General features: G+C 31.6%; 14 protein-coding genes and 1 riboswitch. Of the genes, 10 read left to right on the top strand and 4 right to left on the bottom strand.

All coding sequences use genetic code 11. The annotated features are described in order from the left end of the window. The first annotated feature begins 429 nt into the window (after window positions 1–429). The 4 genes from P8V03_RS16115 to P8V03_RS16100 all read left to right on the top strand — a co-directional run bounded on the left by P8V03_RS16115 (window position 430) and on the right by P8V03_RS16100 (window position 4,017). Window positions 430–873, top strand: a complete 444-nt coding sequence (locus P8V03_RS16115; RefSeq protein ID WP_261673284.1) for an Lrp/AsnC family transcriptional regulator — start codon at window positions 430–432, stop codon at window positions 871–873. Between the two features lie 89 nt (window positions 874–962). Further along, the gene (aspD, locus tag P8V03_RS16110; RefSeq protein WP_318798968.1) at window positions 963–2,597 is read left to right on the top strand and encodes an aspartate 4-decarboxylase; all 1,635 of its coding nucleotides are present in this window, start codon (window positions 963–965) and stop codon (window positions 2,595–2,597) included. Window positions 2,598–2,795: 198 nt separating this feature from the next. After that, on the top strand, window positions 2,796–3,761 hold the full coding sequence (locus P8V03_RS16105; protein WP_318798967.1) for a malate dehydrogenase: 966 nt from the start codon (window positions 2,796–2,798) through the stop codon (window positions 3,759–3,761). Between the two features lie 79 nt (window positions 3,762–3,840). After that, a complete protein-coding gene (locus P8V03_RS16100) occupies window positions 3,841–4,017 on the top strand; it encodes a YjfB family protein (RefSeq protein WP_318798966.1) in 177 nt (58 codons plus the stop codon). A gap of 112 nt (window positions 4,018–4,129) precedes the next feature. Here P8V03_RS16100 and P8V03_RS16095 read toward each other — a convergent pair whose 3' ends face one another. Beyond that, the gene (locus P8V03_RS16095) at window positions 4,130–4,795 is read right to left on the bottom strand and encodes an FMN-dependent NADH-azoreductase (protein ID WP_318798965.1); all 666 of its coding nucleotides are present in this window, start codon (window positions 4,793–4,795) and stop codon (window positions 4,130–4,132) included. Between the two features lie 240 nt (window positions 4,796–5,035). Between P8V03_RS16095 and proC the strand changes: the two genes are divergently transcribed. Next, window positions 5,036–5,875: a pyrroline-5-carboxylate reductase gene (gene proC / locus P8V03_RS16090; protein ID WP_318798964.1), complete on the top strand. Its 840-nt coding sequence runs from the start codon at window positions 5,036–5,038 to the stop codon at window positions 5,873–5,875. Between the two features lie 20 nt (window positions 5,876–5,895). Beyond that, window positions 5,896–6,351, top strand: a complete 456-nt coding sequence (locus P8V03_RS16085; protein WP_261673274.1) for an L-2-amino-thiazoline-4-carboxylic acid hydrolase — start codon at window positions 5,896–5,898, stop codon at window positions 6,349–6,351. A gap of 49 nt (window positions 6,352–6,400) precedes the next feature. On the opposite strand, the gene P8V03_RS16080 is transcribed toward P8V03_RS16085, so the two are convergent. After that, the gene (locus tag P8V03_RS16080) at window positions 6,401–6,577 is read right to left on the bottom strand and encodes a hypothetical protein (protein ID WP_261673273.1); all 177 of its coding nucleotides are present in this window, start codon (window positions 6,575–6,577) and stop codon (window positions 6,401–6,403) included. 124 nt (window positions 6,578–6,701) lie between these two features. On the opposite strand from P8V03_RS16080, the gene P8V03_RS16075 reads away from it, so the two are divergent. Further along, window positions 6,702–7,505: an SDR family NAD(P)-dependent oxidoreductase gene (locus tag P8V03_RS16075; protein ID WP_261673298.1), complete on the top strand. Its 804-nt coding sequence runs from the start codon at window positions 6,702–6,704 to the stop codon at window positions 7,503–7,505. 54 nt (window positions 7,506–7,559) lie between these two features. On the opposite strand, the gene P8V03_RS16070 is transcribed toward P8V03_RS16075, so the two are convergent. Then, window positions 7,560–8,081 (bottom strand): hypothetical protein, encoded by a 522-nt coding sequence (locus P8V03_RS16070; protein ID WP_318798963.1) that lies wholly within the window; start codon window positions 8,079–8,081, stop codon window positions 7,560–7,562. A gap of 203 nt (window positions 8,082–8,284) precedes the next feature. Then, entirely contained in the window at window positions 8,285–8,611 is a 327-nt protein-coding gene (locus P8V03_RS16065) for a hypothetical protein (RefSeq protein ID WP_318798962.1), read from the bottom strand. 379 nt (window positions 8,612–8,990) lie between these two features. On the opposite strand from P8V03_RS16065, the gene P8V03_RS16060 reads away from it, so the two are divergent. The 3 genes from P8V03_RS16060 (at window position 8,991) to P8V03_RS16050 (ending at window position 12,532) form a co-directional block, all read left to right on the top strand. Next, the gene (locus P8V03_RS16060; RefSeq protein ID WP_318798961.1) at window positions 8,991–11,093 is read left to right on the top strand and encodes an Ig-like domain-containing domain; all 2,103 of its coding nucleotides are present in this window, start codon (window positions 8,991–8,993) and stop codon (window positions 11,091–11,093) included. Between the two features lie 386 nt (window positions 11,094–11,479). Next, entirely contained in the window at window positions 11,480–11,626 is a 147-nt protein-coding gene (locus P8V03_RS16055; protein WP_318798960.1) for an aspartyl-phosphate phosphatase Spo0E family protein, read from the top strand. 612 nt (window positions 11,627–12,238) lie between these two features. Further along, on the top strand, window positions 12,239–12,532 hold the full coding sequence (locus P8V03_RS16050) for a hypothetical protein (protein WP_318798959.1): 294 nt from the start codon (window positions 12,239–12,241) through the stop codon (window positions 12,530–12,532). 93 nt (window positions 12,533–12,625) lie between these two features. Next, window positions 12,626–12,800, top strand: a riboswitch (Lysine riboswitch). Window positions 12,801–12,849: the final 49 nt, after the last annotated feature.

Raw genomic sequence — 12,849 nt, 5'->3', positions numbered from 1 at the left:
TATATTAGTTAACAAATACCCATTTTATATTTAAGTATCTTAAGAATTATAAAGTTAATACTTATTTACTAGTTAGGAATAAGCACTTTTAATATTGTTTAATTTGAACAATATTAAAAGTGCTTTTATTTACTGAAATTTACTTATTTAATGACTATATTTAGTTAGGTTTAAATAAGTTTATTTGTTATTAAGTTAAGTTTTTTTTACAAACAACTAATTTAATAACAAATAAACATGAAATAGCATTACTTTATACATGTACATAGTGATTGTGCTGTGCTAAAATAAAAACAATTTAAAAATGACAGATGAATTTAAATAGTTTTACCTTAAAAGGGCTTGCAAATATAGTCTATTAAAATAGGAATTATTTATTCATTTCATTTTATAATAAGAGAAAAGATGGTTTTTCTAGGAGGAATGTTTATGGATTCTACAGACTACAAAATTGTTGAGATACTTCTGGAAGACGGAAGAATACCTATGAAGGAGCTCGCACAAAGGGTAGCTCTCAGTGCACCTGCAGTAGCAGAACGAGTAAAGAGGCTTGAGGAGGAAAATATTATAACTGGTTATAAAGCAGTTGTAGACTATGATAAACTAGGGAAAAAAATCAATGTGCTTATAAATGTAGGAACTAGCGTTCAAGGGTCTGAAAAGTTTATGGAATTTGTAAAAGGAGAAAATTCTATAATTGAATGCTATCAAGTTACAGGTCCCTATTGCAAAATTTTAAAAGCCAGACTTGATGACATTGCAGCCTTAGAAAAACTTATCGGAAAGATACAAACCTTTGGTAATACAGAAACCTTTATAATTCTTTCTTCAATTGAAAAAGAAAACATAATAAATGATATAAAAAATACTTAATTAAATAATAGGAGTAAAACTATGTAAGTTTATTAAATTAACTTTCATAGAAAATCATAGCAGTAGATAGGAAATAGGAGGATGTAAGAATGAGTAATTTTAGTATTCAAAGAGAAGAAATTGAAAGAGTATATGGTAAGATTAGCCCCTTTGAGCTTAAGGATAAATTGATTAGTCTTGCAGAAGAATCAAAGAAAAGTGGAACACATTCATTGTTAGATGCAGGTAGAGGGAATCCTAATTGGATTGCAGCAACTCCAAGAGAAGCTTTTTTCACTTTTGGTCACTTTGCTATTGAAGAGAGTCGCAGAGTATGGGCAGATGGTGATTTAGCAGGAATGCCAAAAAAAGATGGAATTGCTAGTCGATTTTTAGAGTTTGTAAAAAATAACGGAAATGCTCCGGGGATTGAACTATTAAGAAAAATAATAAACTATGGTGTAACAGTGAAGGGATTTAAGGCGGATGATTGGATATATGAGTTAGCAGATGGTATTATTGGAGATAATTATCCTCAACCAGATAGAATGCTAAAACATGTTGAGAGTGTAGTTCAGGATTACCTCATCCAAGAGTTATGCTACAACGAGCCTCTTGAAGGAAAGTTTAATATATTTGCTGTAGAAGGTGCTACTGCAGGAATGTGTTATATTTTTGATTCCTTAATCGCAAATAATATACTGTCAAAAGGAGATAAGATTGCATTAATGGCACCAATCTTTACACCTTATTTAGAAATTCCTCATCTGCCACGTTATAATTTTGAAGTTGTCAAAATTTTAGCTGATGAAACAAAGTCAGATGGAACACGTACATGGCAGTACCCTGCAGAGGAAATTGAAAAATTATGTGACCCAACTATAAAGGCGATTTTTATAGTTAACCCAAGCAATCCAGCTTCCGTTGCAATGAAACCAGAAACCGTTAATCATTTAAAAAATATTGTTGAAAATTGTAATCCTAATTTAATGATTATTTCAGATGATGTATATGGTACTTTTGTAGATAGTTTCCGTTCTTTAATGGCTGATTTACCATATAACACTATTGGGGTTTATTCTTACTCAAAGTATTTTGGAGTAACAGGCTGGCGTCTTGGAACTATTGCACTTCATGAAGATAACGTATTTGACAAGTTGTTAAAAGAACAAGATAAGGATAGGAAAGAAAGAGCAAGGATTCGTTACTCAGGAATTTCCACTGATCCAGATAACATCCCTTTTATTGATAGAATTGTGGCAGATAGTCGTCAAGTAGCACTCAATCATACTGCAGGCTTATCAACACCACAACAGGTGCAAATGGCATTCTTTTCACTATTTGCAATCCTTGATAGAGAAAATAATTATAAACAGTTAACAAAAGACATCTGTCGTCGCCGTCAAAGATTATTGTTTGATGGATTGGGGCTTGATTTACAAGCAGATCCTTTTGATGCTGCTTACTATACACAATTTGATTTATTAGAATGGGCTAGTCGCAACTACAATGATGAGTTTGTTAAGTATTTACAAGATAATTATAAACCATTAGATGTTCTTTTACGATTAGCAGAAGAATCTTCTATTGTACTATTAAGCGGAAGTGGATTTGATGGCCCTGAATGGTCTATAAGAATATCGCTTGCAAATCTAAATGACGAATCTTATTCTCGTATTGGACAAGTCCTTTACCGTATATTAGAGGATTATGTTGCGGAATGGAAAGGCTCAAAAACAGCATAATTTATGAAGGTTTTAGATTAACATATCTAGTATAGGCTTTACAATGGACATTAAGTTAAAAACTTAGTGTCCATTTTTGGATTTTTAAGGAAGATGTATTATAATTAATTTATATAGATATTAACTATTAAAGAAATTTTTATAAGAAACCTGAGTTTCAAGGATGTTTGTCTAATTAAGAATTTTGGAGGGGAAACTATGATTAGGGAGGGAAATAAAATCACAATTATTGGGGCAGGTACTATTGGTTCTACAGTTGCTTATACACTTATGTTGAAAGGGCTTGCCAGGGAAATAATCTTGATAAATAGAACTGAAGGAAGGGCTAGAGTAAAGGCTTTAGACCTAGCTCATTGCAGGACTTGTACAACAGAAACAGATATTAGGAGTGGGGATTTTGAGGACTCTTTTAATTCAGATATTGTTATTATAGCTGGAGGAGCACTTCCAAGGAAGGATGGCACAAGAATGGACGTGCTAGAGAATAATATAAATATGTATAAAGATATTATCCCTAAATTAGTTAAGTATAGTCCTGAGTCAGTTATCATAGTAGTGACAAATCCTGTGGATATCATGGCTTATGTTGCATATAAACTTTCAGGGTTCCCACATTCAAGAATAATAGGTTCTGGTACACTTTTAGATACATTAAGATTCAAATATATACTAAGTGAAAGATTTGGAATTGAGGCATCAAAAATCCAGGCAGAAATCATTGGGGAACATGGAGATTCTATGGTACCAGTATGGAGCCGAACAAGGTATTTAGGAACAGATTTACAGCAATATCTAAGCACAAGAAAGCTTATTCTAGATTATAAAGGGAGAGAAGAGATTTTAGAAGAAACCAAAAGGGCAGGGTGGAATATAAGGCTTGGAAATGAACACAGCTGCTATGCAATATCTAGTTCTATTGTAAAAATTATAGAAAATATCCTTAGTTTTGCAGAAGATATGCTTCCTATTTCCACACTGTTAACTGGAGAGTATGATATAAAAAAGGTATTTTTAAGTTTACCATCTTTTCTCCATAAGAAGGGAGTTAGTGAGATTGGGATTATAAACTTAGATAATGAAGAATTAAAACAGCTTGCCCAATCTGCAAAAGTATTAACCGAATATATCAGAGAAGCTGACAGCTTACTAATGCATAAACTTTAGAAAGTTTAAGAAAGTTTGCCAAAGCACGATAATAAATTATATATGTATGATATTTTATGAAAAGAAGGGAAGTGTTAACATGGATATTGCAGGGTTATCAGCAGTTATGAGTCAAAGTAAAGTTATGGAACAGGCTAGTCTTTCAGTGATGAAGCTTGCGATGAATTCCGGTAAAGAAACTGCTGCAGCTATGACAGAAATGTTAGAAAAAGCAGCTAGTCCTAACTTAGGTAATCACATTGACACAAGGGTGTAGCGTAAAAGGGTAATAGTCTGCTATACAGATAAACAAAAAACGTCAAGCAAAGACGAGGCTATTGAAAAGCAGAGGTTTTTCAGTAGCTTCGCAAAGGCTTGGCGCTTTTTATTTATATATGAAGTAAAGAACTTTGAGACAGTTTCTTTACTATGCTATCTATATCTTTGTAGGCTTTTGCAATTGCTTTATCTTTGCCAACAGAAGGGTCATCCACTCCTTGTACAAGTATTTTTTCAAAATTGCTGACACCTAAAAATTTAAATATGTCTTGAAAATAATCTACTCCATGGTTAAGTATTCCATTGAAAAGCTTTGGATAAACTCCTCCAGAAGACTGGATGTAAATCATAGCTCTTTCTTTATCGTCTAGGAGACCTTTTACATTATGCTCATATATCTTTATTGTTTTATTATTAATTATTATGCAATCTACATATCTCTTAAGTCTTGCAGGAAAGCTTGAGCTCCACATTGGTGCAGCAATTACATAGGTATCTGCACTTAAAAATTGGTCGCATAGCTCAATAATTCTTTTCACTGATTTTTTCTCTCCTATTAACAAGGAATCATAAGCATTACCTGATACAGGCTCTCCTCTACCGGTAAATATTCTGTGGTTTATCTCAGGAATATCTTCATTATAAAGATCAAGTTCCTCCATGCGATATTCTGGATTTTTAGATAAGAAACGGATAACAAATTCTCTTCCTACTTTTTTACTAGTAGATATTTCCTCAGGTTTTGAGTTAACTGTAATATATAACAATTTTTTCATTAATTCACCTTCTTTGTAGTAGTTTTTAAAAATGATGTTTGAAATATGATTATTATAAAATATTGCATATATAAATTATTGTAAGCATAATAATTAAAATTATTCCATATGAATATAATTATTGCAGTACTAAAATATTTAAGAAATTGGAGCGTTGTATAACTAGAAAAATAATTATACAAAATTCTAAATATATTATATAATAGCTTTTAGAATTGATTATTAAGGAGGTACATAAGCATGGAAAGGTTGGGTAAAAAGGTTGGTTTTATTGGTGGCGGACAAATGGGAGAGGCTATCATTAAAGGAATGATAAATTCAGGATTATGTAGTGCGGAAGAAATATACGTGATGGATATTTTAGATTCAAGGATAAAGTATTTAAAAGAACAATTGAACATTGTTCATGGAACTAGTAATAGAGAACAAGGATATATTGATTTGGTGAAAAATTGTGATGTTATTATACTGGCAATAAAACCTCAAGTACTTAAGGAAGTCTTAGAAAGTATCAAGGATTGCCCATGGAGAGAAGAACAAGTGGTAATTTCTATAGTTGGAGGAGCAAGGACTGCTGCTATGGAGACTTACCTTAAAGATATCCCTGTTGTTAGGGTTATTCCTAATACGCCAATGCTTGTTAACGTAGGGGCATCAGGTTTGGCTCTTGGAAAAAATGCAAAAAAACAACATGGAGATCTTGCATTACAGATATTTAGGGCATTAGGAGTAGCTTACCTAGTACCAGAAAACTTAATTGATCCAATTACATCTGTAAGCGGATGTGGACCAGCTTATGTATACATGTTTATTGAAGCTATGGCTGATGGTGGTGTTGAAATGGGTCTTACCCGTGAAATGGCTCAAACTTTAGCGGCTCAGACTGTAATGGGAGCGGCTAAAATGGTATTAGAGTCTGGAGATCATCCAGGACTATTAAAGGATAAGGTGTGCTCTCCAGGAGGGGCTACTATTGCAGGAGTTAGAGCCTTGGAACAGGGTGGTTTTAGGGGAACTGTAATGAATGCTGTGGAAGCTGGAAAAGTTCGTATGGAAGAGGTAGGCAAAAAAGCAGAATAGTTTCAAATGGAGGTATAAATATGAGCAAAATAAGAAGTACAGATAACCCAGTAGAAAGAATGGCTAAGCTTATGGCGGAACTTTATTACTTTATGGCTGAAGAAATGATTGACAGGTTAGGTAAAGAAAAAGGAGAAGAGGCTATAAGAGCTTCCGTAACTAAGTTTGGAAAAGCTAGATTAGAGTCTATGTATGAGGAAGCTAGAGAAAAAGGATTGCCAATAAATCTAGATACTTATTTGAAAGTAAGAGATATGCCAGGGATATCTTGGGAAAGAGATCCAGAAAATCCTGATGACATAACTTACTGCCCAATGCATGATATGTGGAAAGAACTAGGTGCTGAAAATATTGGTTCTATATATTGTGAAATAGATGATGTATTATATGAGGGATTTAATGCTGAATTCGAAAGACCCCTTTGCAAAACCTGTGGAGATGATTGCTGTAGATTTCTAGTTAAACCAAAGAAATAACTTTTAAACAGAACCGTACCTAATTAGGTGCGGTTCTTCATATATAAACCTATCTATCATCAGGTTTTCCCAATACGTATACGTTAACTTGATCACTTGGTTCGAAGGAAAAGGTACTAGTATATACATTTATAAGTTTCCATCCTTTTGATAGAAAGTCATTTGCTTCATTTTTGCTGTAAGTTTCCTGTACCTTTACAACATTAAGCAGTTCTTCATTTATCATAGCGTCACCACCCTTTGTATATATTTGTGAATTTAAATTATAATGTATTTATAGAATAGCTTGTGTAACTTAAAGAAATCTATGTGCTATAAAAATACTGAATTAAATTTTTAATTTTGGAGTGATAACTTTGAATAATAATTATAAAAGAAAGACAGTACTAATTACCGGAGCATCAACTGGTATTGGATATGAATTAGCAAAGCTATTTGCAGAGGATGGATATAATCTTGTACTTGTAGCTAGAAACCTGGAAAGATTAAAATTAGTTGCTGATCAGTTATACAAAAGCTTTCATACAAAGGTTAAAATTATAGGAAAAGATTTATCTATAATAGGCTCTGCAGAAGAGATATATGATGAACTAATAGATAACAGTATTGAGATTGATGTGCTAGTGAATAACGCCGGAGCTGGAAGCTGTGGTTTATTTCATGAGACAGATTATCAAAAAGATGTTGAAATAATACATTTAAACATTACATCTCTTACTATTTTAACTAAACTAATATCAAGAAGCATGATTGAAAGAAGAAAAGGAAAAATACTCAATATAGCATCTACAGGAGCATACCAGCCGGGGCCGTATATTGCAGTATATTATGCAACAAAGGCTTATGTTCTATCCTTTTCGGAGGCTATTACAAACGAATTAAAAGATTTTGGAATTAAGGTATCTACTGTTTGTCCAGGTGCCACTAAAACGGAATTTTCTCATAGAGCCGGTAAAGCTGATATAAAAAGTGCTATGGATGCAAAGCAGGTTGCTAAAATTGCTTATGAGGGATTAAATAGGAATAAAAAACTCATCATTCCTGGAAATATTAATAAGATAGCAATAATTCTCTCTAAGTTACTTCCAGGAAAAATATCAGCAAGTATGGTTAGGGGAATACAACAAAGGCTTGTAGAGCAGATGAGGTCATAAAAGAGTTTTTAACAGAAGACAGTATTTTATAAAAAAAGGACTAAGCCTTTTGGGCTAGAGTCCTAAATTCGTCAATCTATTTATTCGAAATATTAGATGATAATATTTATCGCCTTCTTCGCAGGTACAACCATAATCTATCAAAACATTTTTTTCGTTTAGGCTGCCCCAGGAAGTTGGAGACACGATATCTTCATATAACAGCAAAAATCTCTTAGCTAAATTATTAATGTCCTCAAAAGAAGATTCTTCTGGCCTAATTGTTTTTAGGTTTAAGTATTTAGCTTTAATTTTGCTTGTCAACGGTTCAGCCTTTTTCATTACTATCATTCTTGGTGTAAAGAATAAAATCGGACATAAATACTTTTTTTGGTTTAAATCTGCATGAGTATAAACGAAATGCTCAACTTGATTTTGATAATGTCCTTCCCTGCCTTTTGCTAATTTTAAAACTAGTCCATTATTTAAATCATAGACTCTTCTGCTTATCCCTTCTCCAAGAAAACTAAATTTATTTTTAATTTCCTTTCTTTTTAAGGAATTTAGATAATTAAAGTATTCCATTTCCTCATTCAATTATAATCACTCCACAATTATAAACTTGGGGTATATTATCTTATATGCTTTTTTTGCTGTAGTGTTACAAAGTGAAATGTAATTGAAGAAACAAAGGGTTGGAGTTTATGTAAGACACAAAGACCATGTACTTAAAAAAGAGTGGTTAACCTACTAAATTTAGCAGGTTAACCACTCTTTTTCAAGGAACAACAACAGAAAAATTATTTAATTCCTTTAATTTTACCCTTAAGGGCTTTTATACGGCCATTTACATAGTTAACAAGTTCATTTTTATTGTCTTTTATTTCAAATGGAGCATTAGTTACAATAGTAATAATATCTAATTTATTAGCTTTTATTTCCTTGCCTACTTCATAAGCTAAACATATATTTTTCATCTTCCAATAGGTATTATTAAATTCATCTGCTTGCCTTTTATTATAATGACCTTTTTCGATACCAAATTGAAATAAATCTGCTGCTGCTTCTAATTCTTCTAAATCTGTAACTTGTAAAGTTTCATTAATAAGAGCTTGAAATGTCTTCATTTGTAGCACTCCTTTATTAGTGAGATAATAGTATTTTAAACTTATAATATGGCTCCTATACTGGAGTATGTTGGCCTAAATTCCATATATAAAGTATAATCTAATAATAATATAAAAGTAAATGCAAACATTAACTTTTATGGACAAACCAGATATAATATTAATACACTATGGACAAAATGTAAATACATTTGAAGTATAAATTTATTTTCAATTGTACAGTTACCTGTATTGAAAGGATTTTACAGTTTAATTTCAACGGTCGTCAAAACTACATTTGGCAAAAGCATTTAAAAGAACAATATTGTAATATGTGGATTTTTTTAGGTAAAAGGGTTATAATTGGTATTGAGTATAAATTAATTGGGGGAGATGTAAAGTGAAGAAAAAATTTATAATTGCAACTCTTTTTAGTGCTTTTCTATTGATTGCACCTAATGCTAAAGCAGCAAGCTATACCGATAATCAAACTGTAGATGCTAACAAGACGTGGACAATCAAGTTTACAGGCAGTGTTGGGTTTGATGATTCTACGAAACAAGACATCACTGTAACGGATAGCAAAGGTAATCCAGTGAGCGTGGGCATTCAGTTAGGACAAGATGGCAAAACTATAATAGTAACTGCTCCTCAAGGTGGTTATAAAGTGAGTGAAAGTTACAAATTGAACATTGGATATAATGCACATTCTATTAAGGGTAAGAAGTTAAAAAATAAATATATGATACACTTTAATATTAAAAGTGAACCAGAAATAAAAAGTATTGCTTACACTGATGGAGAGATTAGAATTAGGTTTGATAGACCAATGGATATTAAAACAGCCATAAATTCTAAATACTATCAAATAAACGATAAAGGCATAGATGGAGCTAAAATTGAACTTATAGAAGATAATACTGTGGTAAAAATAACAAATTTACCTAATGATATATTAGATGATACAACAAACATATTATTAATTACTAATAATGTTAAAGACACTTATGGAAATAAGATGAATGATTATACAAGACTATCCTTCGATAAAGAAAAAGATGAAACAAAACCGACTATATTAAGTGCTGCTATAATAGATAGTACTACACTTCGTGTTCAATTTAGTGAAGATGTTAGATATGCTTATGCTACTAATATAGATAACTATCAATTAAAAGATGCAGATGGTGTAGACATGATGAAGAAAACTGGAGTATACATAAAGGCATCATCAGACACAGATGAAAAGATAAAAAATGATACTGATATTTATGACATTAAACTGGATAAAACAGTGAAAACACCTACATCAACATATAAACTTGATAGTTCAAAATATACGTTAACTGTTAGAGATATAATCGACAAAGCAACTGAGCCAAATAAAATGGATGATCAGGTAATCTCTATAGATGGAAGTGATGATATACAATTAAGTGTAGAAGCATTCAAGAAATCAAACTCAGAAGCAGCTATATGCTTTGGAACAAAAATGGATTTATCTTCAATTACTGATAAGCGTAATTACTACTATATTAATGGAAACGGTGATACAGAAGATCTTCCAGACAATGTTGATATAACAGTAGGTTCTGACAATAAGTCTGTAGTTATAGACTTTAAGGATACCAATAAGACAGTAGATCCATCGGCGACTTCAGGAGATAATTTTGTAAAGAAAATTGGTATTAAGACTGTGAAAGATGTTTCAGGTAAGGAGTTCTATCCAGAATCATTAACAATAGCCTCAACTTGGACTACTGGGCCCAAATTAGAAGAAAATACATTTAAGTTATATAAAAATGGAGATGATGTTAAAGCAGAGTTTCAATTAGATAATGCTTTAGATACAATAAACTGCGCAGATTTTAAAGTTTCGGGAATAGTTGCAGATGATGCAGAGCTCTGTGATGGTAAAGTAACTCTTACATTCAGTGAAGGAAACAATGCAGATGCTGTACTAGCTCTTGGAAGTAATGCTATGCTTCAAATAAATCCATCTTCAACAGATCCATCAAAAGATGCAGCTGGACGTACAATAGAACCAAATACTCAAAAATTATACTATAATAGCATAGCACCAGAGACTGATAGAGATAACTACAGTGCAAAAGTTACTGTAGATGGTACTACTAATAAAGTAACGGATGCAAAAATATATATTACGCTTAAAACACCAGTTGATCCTGACATAATAGGAGCATATAAGGATGATTTTATATTTATAAACAGGGGCACTAAATTAGATGTTGAATATGTGAAATTAGATACAACTGGACATAAAACTACATTAGTATTCACAATAAAAGACCCCGAAACAAAAGTTGCAAGTGGAGATAGGATAGGTATAATTGCAAATATAGAATCAGACGATATCGATTTAAGAAGTCAGAAAGATGGAAATGGAAACTATGTTATATTTGTTCCAACATATGATGACTTAATAGTTAAAACAGTTAGAGTTACAGAAGTGCATACAAGTGACAGCATCACACAAAATTAGTCAATGTAAGTTTTACTGTGAATGAAAATGATATTTGTAAATTACCTAAAACCATAAAATATGGTTGGCTGAATAACAGAGGCACTATTACTAAACATTATAGAATGGTGCCTTTTTGTTTTGCAAAATTGGAGATGTCGAATGAGTGAAGCAGAAGCCATAGAAGACCATAAAAAAGTGATATAGAACAAAAGATACAACTGGTTAGTATAGAAAAATCACAGACATAAATAAAGCTAATGATTAATTACAACTCAAAGAAACACCGGAAAGAACCAATGTGTCATGTTAAATGTACGTTAAAATCTTTGAAAGTATTGAATTGGAAAACTTATTGTATTATAATTTCTAATGTTGTCTAAATTTGTAAGTATGGGGATGAAATTATGGAAGAACAAATTGAAACACTAAGAAAAGAATTAAACCAATTGGTAGAAGAAACTAGCTCTCTGTATTCAGAGGAAGTAGTTAAATTAAGCCAAAAGCTGGACAAGCTTATATATCTTATTTACTTAACAAAGGGAGCAGTATAATAGAAAATTATGTTTTTATAAAAAATAAGCTGGCTCTGAGTCATCAATATGAATTTAAGAGATTGTGGAAGAACGATAGGTACCAGATCACAAATAAGTGACATCTTGAAATAAAGTTGATAAAGTATACATTTTGGTATATAGTGGTTAACAAGAGATAGATTTCAAAAAAAGATGGAATTTTGTGAGTGTTTAGTATCTAAAATAGTTAACTTAATATTAATTCTAAAATTGAGGGTGTAATACCTTTAATTGTTATGGAATTAGTTACTATTTATAGATACAAGTCCAAGAAACTACTTTAGGGTTTAGTGCCCTTTTATTAAGTTTACAATTAAAGTTGTGGAGTATCCATGGCTTTTTTATTTTATAATTAATACTATGAAGATAAAGAAGAAAAGATATAGGAGAATACTTCAAGTGGTACTTTCTAAAGATTTATTTATAGTTTATACTTATATTTGACGTCAAAAGTTTGTCAAAAAACAAATATATCATTATAGAAGAGTAAAATTAGTGTATGTTTCTGTTATTTACAGCAATTTTTCAAATGTATAAATCATGAATTAAATTTAAAGTATAAATTTATTTTAAATAGGAGGATATTGGAAGATGGTAGACAGATTAAGTAGAGCGAAGGAAGTAGTAGAGCAAGCATTTAACAATGACAAAGCCGATGAGATGGGCAAGATGGCAAAGAGATTTAAAAATCTTTATTTTGAAGCTATAGAAAAAGGTGAGGAGTCGAAGGAATATCACTACGCTGAGTACATAAAAAAAGTTATAATATTATATTTTGAGAATATTCTTAATGGATATGGTGATGCAGAAGCTTTATATGAGGAATGTGAATATGAAGCTCAACTAGCGGAAATAAGCTGTAATATAATGTTTGAGTATCAATAGGGAAAAATGTAGACTATTGGAAGTTGAAAAACATAAAAAAGTTGTTTACTAATTATAAGTTCTCATGTATAATAATTAGTATAATAAGTGAATAACTGAGGTAGAGGCGCAGAGTTTAAGAGTAAAACTGTAGAGGTAAGCACGATGAAGCAGTTTGAAAGGGAACTTTGCCGAAGCATACAGCACATGCTTTACTGCTGTATAGCTGGGTTTGCATATAATATATGCAAGACTGTCACAAGGTAAATTGTGGTGAGCTATCATTCAATGTGGAATTAATAGGTGTTGCATAGAAATGCACATTTTTATACCCTGAG

The organism is Clostridium tanneri, assembly GCF_033659955.1.
Taxonomy (GTDB): domain Bacteria; phylum Bacillota; class Clostridia; order Clostridiales; family Clostridiaceae; genus Clostridium_AM; species Clostridium_AM tanneri.
This window is presented reverse-complemented; position numbering and strand designations above follow the sequence as displayed.